General features: G+C 35.7%; 16 protein-coding genes. 8 read left to right on the plus strand and 8 right to left on the minus strand.

Annotation, left to right across the window (positions count from 1 at the left end; translation table 11 throughout):
• Positions 1-6 precede the first annotated feature (6 nt).
• The 3 genes from DYR29_RS18870 to DYR29_RS18880 form a co-directional block, all read right to left on the minus strand.
• On the minus strand, positions 7-504 hold the full coding sequence (locus DYR29_RS18870; RefSeq protein ID WP_213278067.1) for a metallophosphoesterase family protein: 498 nt from the start codon (positions 502-504) through the stop codon (positions 7-9).
• Positions 504-953, minus strand: a complete 450-nt coding sequence (locus DYR29_RS18875) for a hypothetical protein (protein ID WP_213278068.1) — start codon at positions 951-953, stop codon at positions 504-506. Before DYR29_RS18875 ends, DYR29_RS18870 begins: the two co-directional genes overlap by 1 nt.
• A gap of 84 nt (positions 954-1,037) precedes the next feature.
• Positions 1,038-1,502 carry a hypothetical protein gene (locus DYR29_RS18880; protein ID WP_213278069.1) on the minus strand — a complete coding sequence of 155 codons (465 nt, stop codon included), beginning with the start codon at positions 1,500-1,502 and terminating at the stop codon, positions 1,038-1,040.
• A 98-nt stretch (positions 1,503-1,600) separates the two neighbouring features.
• Here DYR29_RS18880 and DYR29_RS18885 point away from each other — a divergent pair, with 98 nt between their 5' ends.
• Complete coding sequence (locus DYR29_RS18885) at positions 1,601-3,145, plus strand: serine hydrolase (RefSeq protein ID WP_213278070.1); 1,545 nt, start codon at positions 1,601-1,603, stop codon at positions 3,143-3,145.
• A 249-nt stretch (positions 3,146-3,394) separates the two neighbouring features.
• Here the strand turns inward: DYR29_RS18885 and DYR29_RS18890 are convergent, their stop codons facing one another.
• Both DYR29_RS18890 and DYR29_RS18895 read right to left on the minus strand, forming a co-directional pair.
• A complete protein-coding gene (locus tag DYR29_RS18890; RefSeq protein WP_213278071.1) occupies positions 3,395-4,285 on the minus strand; it encodes an archaemetzincin in 891 nt (296 codons plus the stop codon).
• On the minus strand, positions 4,266-4,742 hold the full coding sequence (locus tag DYR29_RS18895) for a SixA phosphatase family protein (protein WP_213278072.1): 477 nt from the start codon (positions 4,740-4,742) through the stop codon (positions 4,266-4,268). The genes DYR29_RS18890 and DYR29_RS18895 overlap by 20 nt, the downstream gene beginning before the upstream one ends.
• Positions 4,743-4,857: 115 nt before the next feature.
• Here DYR29_RS18895 and ruvX point away from each other — a divergent pair, with 115 nt between their 5' ends.
• The 6 genes from ruvX to DYR29_RS18925 all read left to right on the plus strand — a co-directional run bounded on the left by ruvX (position 4,858) and on the right by DYR29_RS18925 (position 9,276).
• Positions 4,858-5,274 (plus strand): Holliday junction resolvase RuvX, encoded by a 417-nt coding sequence (gene ruvX / locus DYR29_RS18900; protein WP_047423964.1) that lies wholly within the window; start codon positions 4,858-4,860, stop codon positions 5,272-5,274.
• Positions 5,271-5,843, plus strand: coding sequence for a peptide deformylase (gene def, locus DYR29_RS18905; protein ID WP_213278073.1), 573 nt, complete (start codon positions 5,271-5,273; stop codon positions 5,841-5,843). The genes ruvX and def overlap by 4 nt, the downstream gene beginning before the upstream one ends.
• Positions 5,844-5,918: 75 nt before the next feature.
• The gene (locus DYR29_RS18910) at positions 5,919-6,473 is read left to right on the plus strand and encodes a DUF5606 domain-containing protein (protein ID WP_047377741.1); all 555 of its coding nucleotides are present in this window, start codon (positions 5,919-5,921) and stop codon (positions 6,471-6,473) included.
• A gap of 267 nt (positions 6,474-6,740) precedes the next feature.
• Complete coding sequence (mazG, locus tag DYR29_RS18915; protein ID WP_213278074.1) at positions 6,741-7,508, plus strand: nucleoside triphosphate pyrophosphohydrolase; 768 nt, start codon at positions 6,741-6,743, stop codon at positions 7,506-7,508.
• Positions 7,509-7,565: 57 nt separating this feature from the next.
• A complete protein-coding gene (locus DYR29_RS18920) occupies positions 7,566-8,438 on the plus strand; it encodes a hypothetical protein (protein WP_213278075.1) in 873 nt (290 codons plus the stop codon).
• A 37-nt stretch (positions 8,439-8,475) separates the two neighbouring features.
• The gene (locus DYR29_RS18925; RefSeq protein ID WP_213278076.1) at positions 8,476-9,276 is read left to right on the plus strand and encodes a hypothetical protein; all 801 of its coding nucleotides are present in this window, start codon (positions 8,476-8,478) and stop codon (positions 9,274-9,276) included.
• 84 nt (positions 9,277-9,360) lie between these two features.
• Here DYR29_RS18925 and DYR29_RS18930 read toward each other — a convergent pair whose 3' ends face one another.
• Both DYR29_RS18930 and DYR29_RS18935 read right to left on the minus strand, forming a co-directional pair.
• Positions 9,361-10,080, minus strand: a complete 720-nt coding sequence (locus DYR29_RS18930) for a hypothetical protein (RefSeq protein ID WP_213278077.1) — start codon at positions 10,078-10,080, stop codon at positions 9,361-9,363.
• 299 nt (positions 10,081-10,379) lie between these two features.
• Complete coding sequence (locus tag DYR29_RS18935) at positions 10,380-14,096, minus strand: metallophosphoesterase (protein WP_213278078.1); 3,717 nt, start codon at positions 14,094-14,096, stop codon at positions 10,380-10,382.
• A gap of 26 nt (positions 14,097-14,122) precedes the next feature.
• Between DYR29_RS18935 and DYR29_RS18940 the strand changes: the two genes are divergently transcribed.
• Entirely contained in the window at positions 14,123-15,307 is a 1,185-nt protein-coding gene (locus DYR29_RS18940) for a Pycsar system effector family protein (RefSeq protein ID WP_213278079.1), read from the plus strand.
• Positions 15,308-15,484: 177 nt separating this feature from the next.
• On the opposite strand, the gene DYR29_RS18945 is transcribed toward DYR29_RS18940, so the two are convergent.
• Positions 15,485-17,797, minus strand: a complete 2,313-nt coding sequence (locus tag DYR29_RS18945) for a GAF domain-containing protein (protein ID WP_213278080.1) — start codon at positions 17,795-17,797, stop codon at positions 15,485-15,487.
• Between the last annotated feature and the right edge of the window lie 223 nt (positions 17,798-18,020).

The raw sequence follows: 18,020 nt of genomic DNA on the forward strand, positions 1-18,020 counted from the left end.
CACTCATCAAACTCTTGGCCCCAATTCGATGATTTCCAGATCTTTGATTTCTTCACCATCTACTACAAAGCGCATCATTGTTCTTACCTTATGCCAGCCCTGTTTTCCACAGGCACCGGGATTAAGGTGCAACAGGTTATTTTTCTCATCATACATCGCTTTCAAAATATGCGAATGTCCTGAGATAAATAATTTCGGAGCTTTCTCTGCTATTTCTTTTTTTGTGAGTGGACTATATTTTCCGGGATAACCTCCGATATGAATCATTAAAACCTCAAGCTTTTCGCAGAAAAAACGATTAACCTCAGGAAACTCAGCCTGGATTTTAGCATCATCGATGTTTCCATATACTCCTTTCAGAGGTTTTATCTTTTCCAGCTGTTCAATGACGTCAAGATTTCCAAAATCTCCACAATGCCATACTTCGTCAGCCTGAGAAGCGTATTCCAGAATTCTATTATCAATATAAGAATGAGAGTCGGAAAGGAGAAGGATCTTTGTCATTATCTAAGGGTTCTTTCTGTAATATTTTCGTGGTATTTATCTTTGAATATCGCTACACGGTCAGGATTCAGTTCTCCGTCATGATTGATCACTCTTTCTTTTAATAACCATTTTACCAGCTTTTCCATTCCTTTTTTGGAATTCATAAAATTGGCAATTTTGGCTATATCGGTTGATTCCACTTTTGTTTTTTCAGGCAGAAAATTCAGGATAAAATAATCATCACTTACATAGCTTGGAGTTTCATTGTCCATATATCGGTAAAGAAGAATCTCTTCATCATCCTTCATAGAGAAAAATGAATACTGGGCTACATTGATTTTTTCAGTTTTCAGGATCTGCTTTCCATCCAATAAAACTTTATCGTCTTTGATGGTAACGTCCTGGGAAAAATATAAATTACAGCTTATCATCAGTAAGAAGAAAGCCAATAATCTGTTTACTGCCATTTTTGTTTTTTTTTGAGATTGCAAATATAAGAAGCTTTAATCAACTTATCAGATCGGTTTACTTTCAGAGAATAATTAAGAATATCAGTCAGTAATATTTTTTGTTTTCCTGATAGAATCCAGTTTCTTCTCTATATCTGCACTGAAAACTTTTTTTAGTTTCAGTTGATTCTCTGTAAGCTTTGAAATAACAAAAGTACCGGTCATATTCGTATTGGAAGGAAATACCAAAGTCACTGTAGAATCTGAAGCTTTTTTCCAGTTCCCGATATAGCGGTCTGGTTTTTCACTTTTAGTAACCGGTTCTTCCAAAGTATCATATCTTAATGTAGATTTAATCAGGTTTCCAGTAATTTTCCCATTTTTCTGAAATCTGATTCCTTCTTTTCTTGCCTCAAAACCATCCTTCTTTTCGTAGGTATAAATATAAGTATCCATTTTACTGAGATTCCAGGTTTGTAAAAGTAAAGGATTGGAAGTTCTGTCCTGGGCGTTGATACCACTGGCTGCGAAAAGAGAGAAAATACAGATACAAATAGGCTTTTTCATGAATACAACGGGTTTATCAGTAAAATAAGTAAACTTTTAATCATGCTAAAATTAGCATCACTTAATATTTAGTAAATTTGGGAAAATTAAAATAAACAATGAAACAGAAACTTTCTTTTTTCATTTTTCTTTTGACCGTAGGATTAGCCAATGCACAGGTTGAAGAAAAAAAGCTGGATGAACTGATCCATAATACTCTGAAAACTTTTGATGTACCGGGAATGTCCGTAGGGATTGTAAAAGATGGGAAAATGATTTATTCCAAAGGTTTTGGAGTACGTTCTCTTACGACCAAGCAGCCTATGGATGATAATACATTGGTGGGGATTGCTTCCAACTCTAAAGGTTTCACATGTACAGCATTAGCAATCCTGGCAGATGAAGGAAAACTGAACTGGGATGATAAAGTTTCAAAATATATTCCTGAGTTTCAAATGTACGATCCGTATGTTTCACAAAACGTAACAATAAAAGATCTTATCACTCACAGGGCAGGATTAGGCCTTGGCCAGGGAGATCTTATGTTTTTTCCGGAAGGAGGAAACTTAACAGTGAATGACATTGTTCATAATGTGAGATACCTGAAACCTGAAAATCCTTTCAGAACAAAATTAGATTATAATAATATCATGTTTATTGTTGCCGGGGAAGTGATTCACAGAGTTTCCGGATTAAGCTGGGCAGACTTTATAGAACAGAGGATCATGAAGCCTGTAGGAATGACTTCTAGCTTTGGGAGCTATAACAGAGCAAAAGCAACGGCCAACAAAATTGATGCACATGCTCCTGTAGACGGAAAAGCTATTGCTGTTCCCCACGACTGGAACGAAACAGCCAATGCTGCAGGAGGAATTATGAGCAACATCAAAGACATGACAATATGGGCAGAATGTCTGTTAAATAATTTCACCACGAAAGATGGAAAAAAATTAGTTTCAGATAAAAATGTTCAACAGCTTTGGAATCTTCAGATCCCTGACAGAGTAGCAGCAAAGAATCCTTACGATACAAGCTTCTACGGATATGGTTTAGGCTGGTTCCTGAGCGATGTTAAAGGGCATAAGCAGGTGCAGCATACTGGTGGGTTGATTGGAACGGTTACCCAGTTTACTTTGATTCCGGATATGAAGCTGGGAATTGTTGTATTGACCAACCAACAGTCCGGAGCCGCTTTCAATACCATTACCAATACGGTGAAGGATTCTTATCTTGGTGTAGCAGACAGAAACTGGCTGAAAACATATGGTGACAGAATGTCTAAGATGGAAGCAGATTTTAATAAACAAAAGAAAGATGCTTTTGCAAAATCAGAAGCATTTAAAAAAGAAAAATCTCTTCAGCCCAAAGCAGAACAGTTTACAGGAACATATAATGATGCATGGTTTGGGGATGTAGAAATTTCTCAGCAGGGAAATACTTACAGAATTTCATGCAAAAACTCTCCAAGATTAAAAGGGGAATTACTTCCTTACTCTAACAGTTCTTTCATTATCAAATGGGATGACAGAAGCTATGACGCGGATGCCTATATTATTTTCAGCTATGACGAAAACGGAAAGGCAGAATCTGCAAAATTGAAGGCGATTTCCGATGTGACCGATTTCAGCTTCGATTTTGATGATCTGGATTTGAAGAAGAAATAAAACGCAAAGCATAAAAATATTCTTTGAAGAACGGGCATTGGTCCGTTCTTTTTTGTTTCTATGAAAAAATTACGGCCTCGTGGAATTTAAATAATGACTTTTGATATTCAATAGGAACGGGCTTTAGCCCGTTTTTTTATTTTTACAACGATAATGGCTTTAGCCGAAACTTAACCACCCCGTCAAAAAATAAATTTTTTGCCACCCCTCCGGAGGAGGGGAATGTGTAGTCGGTAAAAGAAATTTTGTTTATTGCAGCAGGTTCAGGTCTTGTTCTGCTAAAGAAAGTTCTGTATTGAGATGCTGCTTTCCAAAGAAGCTTTTTAATTCAAGAAGTCTTTTCTTATTATTATAATGTATACTGGAATTCAGCTTTCTCTGGCATAGTGAACATGCTCTTGCGAGGTGATAATCTGTTTCCGAAAGTGAATTGGTTCCATTCATCACGCAGTTGGCATTCAGGCAATGGCTGATTCCAAACATATGCCCGATCTCGTGAGAACTGATCTTTATTAATCTCAGAAAACTCTCATTGAAATTGGAATCAATTAAATGACCATTTGCAAATCTATACATGGACGTTACCCCTACACCTTCTTCATAAGATGCAAGTCCGAAAATGTAGTTCCATTCCGGTTGGGGAAAAAGATCTTTTTCTGTAATTCCCATGAGTATTAGAGCATCTTTAGGCTTTCTTTTGATCAGAATGCTGTCCAGGACATAACTTGCCAGAATCTGCTCCTGTCCTTCCTTTGAAATTCTTTTGATCTTTTCAGGAAAGATTGTGTTGGGTAAAACGGGAAGAATCTTTGTTTCGAGCTGGAAATAGATCTTTAAATATTCTTTGGTGAGTGCTATTTGTCTTTTCTGGAGTTCATCAAATTTTCCGATCGGCTGGAGATAGATCGTATTTTTTCCGGGTTCGGGCTTTATCTTTTTTGATTGCTGAAAGTCTTCAAACTGCTGAAATTTTTCATCATGATTGTACCGCCAGCTTCCGTGCTTGGGGGAAGAAAGCTTTATATCATTCAGCGCAATTGATTCAAAATAGGTTTTCTTCTGTTTCTGACATGAAAAAAGAAGGATGAATAGGGCTGCATAAGAAAAGAGTAAAGAAACGTTATATTTTCCCTGGTTCATAAAAGAACAGTAGTTTCTTTTTGGCCCCGTCAAATTCGGACCATGATTCACAGTCTACTTCAAAACCAGCGACTCCGCAAGTGGGAAAATGAAAAATATCTTCAGAAATAGAATTGGCAAAATTGGAAATTCCATTATTATGAGAGAAAAACGCAACTGAATTCAAGGTGTCATCCAGGTCATAAATTACAGATTCAAAGCTTCTTTCCGAAGGATTATATAGTTTTTCATCAGTAGAACAGTTCAGCTGATACGCCTGATTAAAAATCTTACACGTATTCAGTGCACGCACTGCGGGGCTTGACACAAAGTGGTCGATGGAAATATTATTGCTTTTAAGGAATCTGGACATGTGCATAGCGTCTGTCAAACCCTTGTCTGCCAATGGTCTGTCAAAGTCCTCCGTTTCCTCCGGCCAGTCGCTTTTTGCATGTCTTACGAGGATGAGTTTCTTCATATAATTGTTTTTTGGAAGATTAAAATTATAAAAAAAATAATGGAATAAAACATGATTTATATAAAAAAACTGCGTTATGAATAAAATCAGTAAATTTTACTAAATTTGCAGACTTATGGGACAAATCCTTGCAATAGACTACGGAAAGGCTCGTTGTGGTATCGCTGCAACAGATGATATGCAGATTATAGCCAGTGGGCTGGAGACTGTGGAGAACCGTTTTTTACTGGAATTTTTGAAAAAATATTTCAATGAAAACAAGGTAGATGAGGTAGTAATCGGACTTCCCATAGATTTGAAAGGAAATGTTTCGGAGGTGGAAACCGATATTTTAAAATTCATTGAAGAATTTAAAAAAGAATTTTCGGATATTGCGGTTCATCGTTTTGATGAAAGATTTACTTCCAAAATGGCTTCATTTTTTATTTCCCAAAGTGGAAAAAACAAAAAAAAGAGGCAGGAGAAAGGATTAATAGATAAAGTAAGTGCAACCATCATATTGCAGAATTTTTTAGAACAAAGATTAAGATGATATTACCGATAAGAGCTTTTGGGGATCCTGTTTTGAGAAAAGTGGGAAAAGATATAGACAAAGACTATCCCCAATTACAGGAACTGATAGATAACATGTTCGAAACCATGTACAGTGCAAATGGCATAGGTCTTGCTGCGCCACAGATTGGTTTGGATATCCGTCTGTTTGTAATAGATGTGACACCTCTTGCAGAAGATGAGGATTATGAAGATATTAAGGATGAATTGGCAGAGTTTAAAAAAGTTTTCATCAATGCTCAGATTCTTGAAGAATCAGGTGAGGAATGGAAGTTCAATGAAGGCTGTCTTTCTATTCCGGATGTAAGAGAAGATGTGAAAAGAAAAGGCACAATCGTTATTGAATATTATGACGAAAATTTTGTGAAACATACAGAAACTTTTTCCGATATTAGAGCCCGCGTAATTCAGCATGAATATGACCACATTGAAGGGGTACTGTTTACTGACCACCTGAGTGCTCTGAAAAAGAAACTGGTAAAAGGTAAACTGACAAAAATCTCTCAGGGTGACGTAAATATTGGTTACAAAATGAGATTTCCAAAATAATTTAAACAAGGATAAAAGAAATAATATAAAGCAAAAAGCTTAGAGCTGATTGCAGAATTTACAAAAAATAAAATTATGCTGTTAGAAAAAATAATTTCAATTTCTGGAAAACCAGGACTTTACAAATTAGTTTCTCAATTAAGAAACGGATTCATCATTGAAGATGTTACCAGTAAGAAAAAAGTAAGTATTGGAAACTCAAGCCAGGTAAGTTTGTTGGATAATATTGCCATGTTTACATTTGAAAAAGAAGTTCCTTTGTTTGAAGTATTTGAAAATATTGCTAAAAACAACGACTATAAGGAAACTATTTCTCACAAATCTTCTGATGCAGATCTGAAAGATTTTATGTTGGCATCTCTTCCTAACTATGATACAGAAAGAGTATATTCTTCTGATATCAAGAAATTGGCTCAGTGGTACAATGTTCTTCACAAAGCAGGATATATTACTCCTGAAAGTTTTGTAAAGGCAGAACCTGAAACTTTGGATGGAGAGCCTGCAGAGGAGCTAAACATTGAAAAAGAAGCTAAAAAAGCTCCAAAAGCTGAGAAACCAGCTGCTCCAAAAGTAAAAGCTACTTCAGCTGCAAAATCAGCTCCGAAAAGCACGCACAGAAAACAAGGATAATTCAGTTCTGAATTAAAAATACAAAGCCTTGTCGGGAATTTCCTGACAAGGCTTTTGGTTTTAGGTAGGTGGTGGATGATAGGTAGCAGGGATCAGGGAAATTTTCTGCTGAGTTCAAATTTCGTCTTTATCTTTAAACATTAAACGCGAATCTCGCGCCCCGTAACTCGTACCTCATATCTATAAACTCTCAACTTTCAACGCTAACTTCTACCACAGACCCAAAATATCCCTTACATTTGTATAAGATTGAATTTCCCAATACTTATGAATACGAAACAGGAGAAACTGGAAGCCTTTGGAAGATTACTGGATATCATGGATGATCTTCGTGAAAAATGTCCGTGGGACCAGAAACAGACTTTAGAGTCGCTTCGCCATCTTACCCTTGAAGAAACTTATGAGCTTTCTGATGCTATTTTACAGAATGATCTGCAGGAGATAAAAAAAGAGCTGGGTGATGTTTTACTTCACTTGGTTTTTTATGCTAAAATTGGTTCAGAAAAAGAAAGTTTTGATATCGCAGATGTGATCAATTCCCTTAATGAAAAGCTGATCTTCCGTCATCCTCATATTTATGGAGATGTTGAAGTGAAAGATGAGGAAGAAGTGAAGCAAAACTGGGAAAAATTAAAATTAAAGGAAGGAAACAAATCCATTTTGGGAGGCGTTCCGAAAAGCTTACCGAGTCTGGTAAAAGCCTATAGAATACAGGATAAGGTAAAAGGAATCGGTTTTGAATTCCATGATGCCGAAGATGCCTGGAAAAAAGTAGATGAAGAGATTCAGGAGTTTCATGCTGAAACCGATCTAGATAAGAAAGAACAGGAGCTGGGTGATGTTTTTTTCTCTTTGATTAATTATGCAAGAATTTCAGGGATTAATCCTGATTCGGCTTTAGAAAGAACCAATCTTAAGTTTATTTCAAGATTCCAAAAAATGGAAGGACTTGCTGAAGAACAGGATTTAAAATTGGCACATATGTCTTTGGAAGAAATGGATGTTCTTTGGGAAAAGGCAAAAAACCTTTCATAGCTCTTTATTGGAAGAATTAATGCTTCTTACATTCAATTAAAAAAATAAAAAATAAATATGTTACGTTTTCTTATTTTACCTGCTTTACTTTTATTGAGCTGCAATCCAAAAGCTCAGAATTCTCCGTCTAATGAGGGTGAATTGAAAGTCCAGTTTTCCCTGCCTAAAAAGTTGAAGGAAGTTTCCGGAATTGCTTTATCAAAAGATAAGAAAATTATTTGGGTAATAGAGGACAGAGGTAATAAAAATGCGGTATACGGCATCAATGATAAAGGTGAAATGTTGGCAAAAGTACCTGTAGAAAACTCAGAAAATACAGACTGGGAAGACATTATATCAGATTCCCAGGGAAATATTTATATCGGAGATTTTGGTAACAATGATAATAACCGTACCGATCTTGCGATTTTAAAAACCGATCTTACCAGCGGTACACAGACAACCACAAAAGTTGTTCAGACTACAAAGTTTCATTATCAGGGGCAGACGGAATTTCCACCAAAAAAATCGAAGCTGTTGTATGACTGTGAAGCTTTTGTTGAAATGGACGGAAATTTTTATTTATTCACTAAAAACAGGAGCAAAGGTTTTGACGGAACTTTTCTTGTGTTTCAAGTGCCTAATAAAGGAGGTGATTTTGAAGCCAAGCTAATAGGAACATTGAAACTTCAGGGTGGTTATAATGATGCTGCCATCACTTCAGCTACCATCAACAGTACGAAAGATAAAATTGTGTTGTTGACACATAAAAATGTTCACGTTCTTACAGGATTTACAGCTAATGATTTCAGCTTTGCTAAAATTCAGAAAATTTCATTGAATCATAATTCACAAAAAGAAGCTATTGTTTTTCTTGATGATAAAACAGTAATGATTGCTGATGAGAAAGGGAAGGATGAAGGGGGAAATGTGTATACTTTTTCTTTTTAGGTTGTTTATTCTTACTTTTGCAGCCTATTAGATAACCATGAAAAAAATATTTTATATTTTATTTGCACTAAGTTTATTTTCGTGCAGTACAAATGATGAAGCAGTAGTTGAAAATCAAACTGAAGATTTACAACCTGATAAAGGGTATATTTTTGAGATGGATCAGCGCAAAACACTGCCTAGTCCTGAAAAATACTATCGGTTTTTCTATGAAAATGGACATTTGCAGAAAATGCTTGGAAGGAACTCTTCTGTAACAGCGGATTTCCAATTTTTTTATCCTGATGTAATTACTCAGTTAACTTATACAAACAATAAGATACAGGTAGATTATCTTGAATCAGGAACAACTTCCGGATATAGAATGACTTCTTATCTGATGCAAAATAACAGACCTGTTAAGGCTGAACAGTATTATAAGTATAATGATGGTGTCTCCGAACTGGAAATGTCAAGAACCTATACCTATGGATCCAATACAGTAAGTGTATATACAAAACGAGGATATCAGGAATTGTTTAGCACGTATTATTTTGATTCAAATAATAATCTTTCTAAAAGTGAAACATTAGAAAAGGCAGGAGATAAGAATAAGCAGTTTACAACTACTGTGTATTCAGATTTTGACAATGCTAAAAATCCATTTAAGAAATTATACCTGATCAACGATGATTTTTATGAAAAGAGTTTATCAAAAAATAATTTTAGAGCTAAGGAATCAGTTATTGAATATGCAGAATCTCCAGGAGGTATAACTCCTCAGCCGGGAATATCAAAAGCGAAATGGACTTATAATTATGATGCCCACGGACAGATATTGTTATATTTTCCATTTTAACTAACATATCAAATAAAACCCCACAGAGAAATCTGTGGGGTTTTTGAATATATGAATGTATTGAAGTGATTGACGTTTTATAGGCTACGGAGTAAGATATGAGATATGAATATTACCGCTTGACAACCGGAAATCCTGAGTATACCGGCAGCGTATTCTGAAGGTTTCTCCCGTATTAAAAAAATTAATGGATGAAAGATTATGATTCAATCCTGTAGTACGTTCTCCGTGTCCGGTGGATATTCCTGCAAGTGTTGTAAGGGTAGGCGATACTTTTTGGATATAAGAATTGGCTGTTCCTGCAGTTTGTCCTGACGGATTCAAATTAAGATCATAGGTTGCATAAGGAACAATATTGTAGAACCCCGACTTTACTACTGTAAAAAGTCCTGTTGTTGAATTATAGGTCAGATAAGCTGTATCAATTTTATTACTCACATTAAAAACATAGGTTTGTGCATAACTTTCATGAGTGTTGACCGGAGTAGAGTGTGTTCCTATATAACTGCCACTGGATGGGCTGATATCTGTTTTATTTCCCACATACACTACTTTTAAGAAGTTTTCAGATTCAATTGTTTTCCAAACCGGAGTATTTCCGGCTCCGTTTGACATGAGTACCTCACCTTTGTTTCCTGAATTACCCTTTGTTCTGTCATCGCCACCTACATTCAGGTCTTTAACAACCTGTAGAGAACCGTTGACGTGTAATGTATGCTGTGGTGTTGGTGTTTTAATACCTACCTGTGCATTTATATGAATAAACATAACAAATAATGCCATATACAATAGCTTTTTTTTCATCACTTGTTGATTTTTTGTTGCAACAAATATAAAATGTTTTTAAAATGTCCTTTTTTTAAAGAATTGATAAACATATAGAGCTATGGGTGGCGTTGACCTATATTGCTGAAAATATGGCCTTTATTTAAAAGCCATATTTGTTTTATGAATGAAAAATGTAAGCTGAAAATTAGAATTATTAAATTTAATTAAAATTGAAATTTTTTAAATATTCAATAATGATCAATTCTAACATGTTGTTATATAGTGTTTTGTGTTTGTTTTGAAACTGTAATACTGATACAGAAAACTGGATTGTTTTAAAACTTCATTCCTATCCCTGCAGAAAGTCTTCCACCATCTGAGCCATAGAAATAATTCAGCCTTGCAGACATCATTTCTACAATACTTAACCAAACACCCGCTCCGGCAGATTGATGCCATTTTCTGGAATTTTCATTGTCATTCCATACACGGCCGATATCATACCCGATAAGAATTCCCATATTGGCCGGGATAATATTGTTTCTTATTCTCCCGAAATCCCATCGTATTTCAGAATTATTGGTAAAATAAGATCTTCCTGAGAATCGTTCGTTTCTGAAAGCTCTCATTCCGTTGTTACCTCCAATAGTCGCTGCCTGATAGAATTCAAAATTATTGTTATTCATCCACATGACATTGCTGGCATTGGCAAAAACAAATTTTCCTTTTTTATCAATTCTGTGATCAATGGCAAGCTTTCCTTTTAAAGTCAGGAAGTTTTTATTAAAGTCAGAAAGGGTTGCTTTCCAATCGGCATTAAGCATAAATTCCAGTCCAAGAGTAGGGAAGGCTGTATTATCGGCATTTTTATAACCAAATGTATAATTGGCTCCTACAAACTGCTGGCTGTTAAATACACCTGGTCTTACATCCGGTGACTGATTAATGAAGCGGTCAGCTTTTCTCTGTACCTTATTATCTTCAAAAGTCAATTGAAACTGATGACTCAGATTCATCCAACTCTTCTGAGAAATGGAAGGAGCAAAGTTGAACTTTGAAATTCTGGCTCTGTTATATTCTCTTTCTGTATCTTCCTTATCATACTCACTTTCATTAGACAGACCAAAGAAGTTTTGGGAAAACCTTGGAGTTGTATAAAATGCATCCAGATTGATATCCCAACCTGAGATTGCCTTTTTAAATACTCCTTTATAGGTAAGACTGAATCCTGCAGTGGCAGTATAAAAATTAGCTTTTAAGCTGTGTCTTTGAGTATAAGGATCACGGATAAAATTATTAACCGTATAATTAGCCAGAACGCCTACAATGACACCATCATCCGGGTTATAATCCAGATTTGGATATCCGGCAACGGAATTGTATTTCGGGTGCTTATAATTATAGCTGTTGATGTCATAATCATCAGTGATGTTTTTGGTTGCATTGCTGGCGTTATAAGTATTCTTTTGAGATTTAAAATCATAAATCTTCACTTTTCTTCCATCAGCAACATTATAAGTATCATGATTATATCCGCCAATCAGTCTGATATTCATTTTAGGATTTCCGGTTCCTGTCACTTCATAGATGTCATCGTCTTCAAGTCCGTAGATCCATAGTTCTTTTGTTTTTGAATCATTGTATGTTTTTTCAAAAACCAGTTCATTCTGATCTTTATTCTTGCCCAGTTTATATTGCTGCACAAGTACTGAATGCCCGTTTTTGGTAATGACAAACTTATCAGGATTCACAGTTCCTGCCAGGGGTACTTTTTTCTGTAATACATCATAGTACTGAGCGGCATAGCTTTGAAGTTTTGTTTTTCTTACTTTCAGCTTTCTCTGAATTTCAGCAATGGTTTCGTCCTGTACCTCTTTAGGAAGATTATGGAAAGCATCATCAATATCCGCATCCGTAAGATGTTCCTGAATATATTTTGCCTGCGCCTCCCATTCTGTCTGATCAGCCCCTTTTAAAAAAACAAGATCCATCGGGTAAGGTTCCATAGCAAGCCATTTGACACTGCTTATATCTTCTGTAAAGGTTTTCATATGGCGGATTGCCGGAACATTCATAATAAGTTTAAATGCAGCACCGTCATATTTACTGAATGCCTGATCTCTGTCTTTGGGAATAGGTTTATATACTATTTTGTCACCCATTTCATATTCTGCCCATTTCCACTGATCCGAGTGTCTGTCCCAGTCACCGATAAGCATATCAAATAACCTTGCTCTGATGTAAGATTCTCTGTCAACAGAATATTTATTGCTTTTGCTGAGGTTCTTTAATACATCATCTGTAGAAACAATGTCTTTTGCATTACCCAGATACGCCAGTGTTTTAGGATCAGAAGAAAAACGTTCTTCAATCATATACATTTCATCTCCGTAATTCTCGTTATATCGCCCCAAAGCTTGTTGTTTAGGAATATAATACAGTTTTGGATTACTGTGCAAAATATTCAGTTTTTCTGACATATTTCCGATCGTAAACGGAGTAAACGGATGATTGGTAGTATAAAAATCCAACAAGAATTTTTCGGGGAAAGTATCCGTGAGCTCTTCACCCAATGTACTTTTTGTGAAAGCCATATTGTTAAGAAAACGGATGGCACTTTTTTTCACTCCACGCATCACAAATTCCTGTCCGTCTGCTGATTTCAGTCGTAAGCTGTTGGACTGGTTTCCTCCACCTTCTCTGAAAGGGGTGTATCCGCCGTTTAATTCTGAAAGATTAGCCGTTGGAGCTTCAATTGGAATCCCGTAATAGTTTCTGTAGTGATCTCCCCAAAGCCAGCGGTAAAATTTTCCTTTTTGAGTAAGCTGTACCGGGTAGATGGTTGAGGAAAATGTCTGCGGAAAAGAATTCGGAAAGTTATTAACAAATACATCAGGCTTGGAAATTACTGAAATATGAGTCAGTTTTTGAAGCTTTGCATCTTTTGTAGAAAAATATTCAACGTCTGTACTTTCGTCTTTTCTGAAATTTAAAACCGCAAAACCGCTGCCTCCGTAAGAAAAATCAGTTTTTTCTATAATGGTAGACGGATCTGTTTTAGAACCGGCACCACTGATGATTTGTCTCAGGTTTTCATCCTCATGATATTGAAGATTATGATCATGTCCGGAAACGAAAATAATATTTTCCTTATCCTGAACGATACTTTTCAGTCTGTTGGCCAGATCCGCGTAATGCTGATTATTGATATCTTCAGGACTGGCTCCTGAGGAACTTCTTAAAATATTGATTAAGCTTGCAACACCGGGAACAGGAATCTTACTTTTTAAAGGAAAAAGATGTGATTTTGCAGAATTAAAGCCTGCATGGGTTCCGCTGCTGATAATGGGATGGTGTAACGCAACAATGATTTTTTTACCCTGATTTTTGATAATGAGATCTTTAAATTCATCAAAAAAATTCTCGCGGGTTTTGATATTACAGTTTTTATTGATTCCCGGGTAGTTGTCCCAGTTTGCAATAACCCATTCCGTATCAATAGCAATAAGCTTAATATCTTTAGAGACGTTGATATCATCAATAGGGCATCCGTTTTTAGGTAGAAAAGCTTTTTTGTCGTCAAGGTATTTTTTTACCAGCTCTTCCTGGGTGTTTAATCCTTCCAGGCCGTTATACCAGTCGTGATTCCCGGGAATTACCAATGTTTTACCCTTGAAATTTTTGGTAATGGCAAGTTGATTTTCCAGCTTTTCTTTAGCTGAGGCATACTCTTTATCTGTTTCTTTGGGCATACCGTTGGGATAGATATTATCTCCCAAAAAGATCAGCATAGAGTTGCTGTCTGCAGAATCCAGTTTGCTTTTCAGTAAACTAAGTGTTTTTTGTGCCTGAGGTTCATCTGCATTTCCTGCATCTCCAATCAGAAAAAGTTTAAAATCATTTTCAGATTTTATATCAGAATCTTTTACTTCAAATAAGTTTTTGCCCTTTTGTACGTTATATGTAGCACAGGAATAAAGTGCTCCTGCGGACATTACTGTTCGAAGAACAATAGAAGTATTTTTTAGATGAGTTTTAAAGGATAAATTCATAAATTTACATTAACAAAATTTCAGGAATGAGCATTCTACAAAAAGCTAAAAATTATGTTGAAATCTTATTCAAAGATAAGTTATCTTCGGTATATTTTTATCATAATTTTATCCATACTGCCTATACGGTCAATAAGGCTGAGGAAATCATGAAAAACACCCCTGTTTCTGAAGAGGATCAGGAGAAAGTACTCGTAGCATTATGGTTTCATGATACGGGGTATATAGAATGTGCGCTGAACCATGAAGAGCGGAGTGTGGAGGTGATGAAAGCCTTTTTACAGCAGGAAAATTATCCGGAAAATTATATCGCAGATGTTGAAAAACTGATTCTGGCGACGAAAATACATTATGAACCTCAGAATTTGCTTGAAAAAATTATGAAAGATGCAGATTTCAGCCATTTTGCAGGTCATGATTATAATGATATTTCCGATGCTTTGAGAAAAGAATGGGAGCTGACCAACGTAAGATGTTTTTCTAATGAAGAGTGGAATGCCGGAAACCTGGATATGCTGAAAAATAAGCATACTTTTTATACAGACTATGCTAAAGAAAACTGGGAGCCTCTGAAAAAGAAGAACATTAAAAAGATCGAAAAGAAGCTGGAAAAAGAAGAAGAGAAAAAAGATAACAAAGAGAATAAAAAGGAAAGCTCAGAGGGCAAAAAAGAAAAGGAAAAGTCAGACAGAAGTGTAGATACTTTATTCAGAGTTACCCTTAACAATCATACGAGACTTAGCGATATTGCAGATAGTAAAGCCAATATCCTTTTATCAGTAAACGCGATCATTATTTCGGTTTGTCTTTCTGTACTGGTTCCGAAGCTGGATGCTCCTAAGAATTCACATTTAATTCTTCCGAGTTTCATTTTGCTGTTATCCAGTGTATTTACAATCATATTTGCTATCTTATCTACGAAACCGAATGTGACCAAAACTACGTTTACTCCTCAGGATATTGCCAACAGAAAAGTAAATCTTTTGTTCTTTGGAAACTTTCAGCAGATGTTGTTTGATGATTACAACAATGCAATGAAAGACCTTATCAAAGACAGAGACTATATCTACGATTCTATGGTAAAAGATCTGTATTATCTTGGTAAAGTTCTGGACAGGAAGTACAAGCTTTTATCCATTACCTATAAGATCTTTATGGCAGGGATTATTATTTCTGTTCTGTCTTTTGGAGCAGCATTTCTTAGTCTTTAAAAAATGACAGATAAGCTTTCTTAGGGAGAGCCAAAGCTATGATAAAACGCTCATGATATTTTTAGTGATCGGATTTATCATAGCGCCATTTGCTGTACCACGAATTTCTGTTTAAAACGGGATTCTGCCGGCAGAATTGAAGAAGCGATACTTATTTTGTGGATGAAGAATAATCTTCTATTCCTGCGGAAGTGTAAAAGAAACTCTCAGCGCCAGTAATCCTGTAATTCCCTGGAGATCCTCTACCTTTAAAAACTCTATATCATGCTGTAAGACACCTTTTTTCTGCAGTTTGGAAATATAGTCCAGGTATTCTTTCTGATTTTCCATTCCGAAATAAACAATGGTGATCTTTCCGGGAGCAGTGATACGTTCCACAGAATCTTTCACATGGGCTTTATCCAGGCGCTTTTTGATGATTTCATAATAGGAATTGTAGGCGCCATCTACATCAAAACGCTTTTCATCCATTCTGAAACGGATGTCTATTTTTTCATTATATACAAAGATCAGTGAAGCGATATCCAGCTGTACAGGAAGATATTTTTTGAATGACTGAAATTCAAGTTCCATTTTACAGATGGTTTTCAGTTGCCAGTATCTTAGTTTGTGAACAACTTTCGAGGTATAGTGCATCTCAGGAGCAATGGTAGAGCCAATATACAGATTGTGTTCCACACCGTCAGACTTAAATCTTTCGTAATAATGTGGGAAAATTTCCTGTGCTTTTACCTGACTTTCATCCAGCATGTCTGCCAGTTTTCGGTTGACCAGCGTGATAGAATCATCAAGGTTTTTCCTGTGGTGATAAAACAAATCCGTAGTGGTAAAGATGTGTGAAAAATAATCTTTGATTTTTGCCTTTATTTCTCTGGAGGTTCTTACTTCCAGTTTTCCCTGTAAAAAAGGATGAATTTCTTCCCTTAATAATCTCTGAAAACGTTGTTCCGTATCCGCTTTGATCTCATTGTTGATCTCATTTTCAAAAACATCCAGAGCCAGTACAAATTTTTCTGAATCGGAATTGGTGAGTGTCAAAATTTCATTCAGCCATTCAATCTGCTGATTAAGATCCTGCAGCATCAGATTAAAACGTTTTTCAGAAGAAGAACGGATATCTGAAACCCCAAACAACGGAGTAAGATTTTTGAATGCAATCTGCTTTAAAGTATATATTTTCCTTCCGAGCGATGCGGTAAAATATTTCTCAGCTTCATTTCTGAATTTCCATACCACACTATCGTGGATGGTAGTATATTCACGCTGAATAATGGCTTCTATCTGGTAGTTTTTCTCAAAGTAGAATCTGTTCAGAGAGAAAAGAACCATATCGGTAAAGAACTCAAGTTTTTTAAGTTTTAAACCATTAAAACTTCCTGCAATAGGAGAGGTGAATTCCATGATCGCAAGGAGCTCGCCGTCTTTCATGATAGGAATTACCATGAAACTGTTGACATTGTTATCCTTTAAAATACTGAAGGAAGGAAGCAGCTTGATATTTTCGTCCAGGTTGTTTACATTAGAAACAACAACAGGTTTTGAATTATGATTTAAATTATTAAATGTACTCTTACGTGTCTCTTCATCAAATGCATTGATCCAGAAATCCAGGATATGATTGGTAAGAAGACTTTCATAAATCGGAAGTTTATCCAGTTTCTGTTCCTTTTTGTTGAAAGTCATCAGCCCGAAATTCAGTTCCGAAACATCAAAATAAGATTTAAAAATTTCCGTCAGATTTTCATTAGGATTCAAATCTTCGGGGTCAATTTCTATCATGCTTGATTTCAAATCAGAAAGTGCCACCTCAGAGGTACAGTCCACAAGTGAAATGATGGTAAAGCCTTTCAATATCCAGGACTGAGAAGGGAAATATTTTTTCCAAAGTTTAAAATCATCCAGATTTTCCAGCAGCATATCCAGCGTGTCATCGGAAGGAATTTTGGCATCCTCAGTAGGAATGATTTCCGTAAAGTCTGAATTGACCGTAATCTTATAGTGCTTCATGATTCCCTGCTTGTTGGGAATGTCATAATAAAACGGAATCGTACTTTTAATATCTTTTTTGAAATAACTTTGAAGAATCAGACAGCAGCAGAACACATAAAACTCATTATCTGAAATATTTCTGAGTTCTATTTCAAAGTCTTTTCCTGCATCTTTCAGAATATCTTGAAACCTTTCGGTATAATTGAAGGTGATATTGGAAAGTGGAATACTGGCTGCTTTTATTTCATTTTTAGTAAGCCCTGTCGGAAAAAGATCTGCAAGAAGCAATCTGATGAGGTCTTCATATTTTTCGAGAAGAGCCGTATCCTGAAAGCCTTCTCTGAGTTCTTTAAAATTTCTGGTACTCTCAATCAAAGACTCAGCATAGTTCACCCTGTATTCCAGTCTGTCGTTATATCGGATATGCTCCAGGACATCCAAATATTTTTTGAATGATATATAAACCTGAAAAGGAGAGTCTTTTTTATAGAGATTAGCCAAAAGCTGAAATTTAAAGTAAAGTTATGAAAAAAGCAGAATACTGGAAGGGTGAAAATTTTATTTTATTGCATATTATTTACTTGTGTTTTCGGAAATTTTGCAACGTATTTTATCATTCATTGCTCTTTTTTATAAAGACAGATTATTGGATTAGTGATTAATAAATTTTATTGTTTTTTTAGATACATCAGTTCTTTTTTTTCCGTCTGTTTTCATTTTAATA

The sequence above is a fragment of the Chryseobacterium indologenes genome, assembly GCF_018362995.1.
GTDB classification, from domain to species: Bacteria; Bacteroidota; Bacteroidia; order Flavobacteriales; family Weeksellaceae; genus Chryseobacterium; species Chryseobacterium indologenes_G.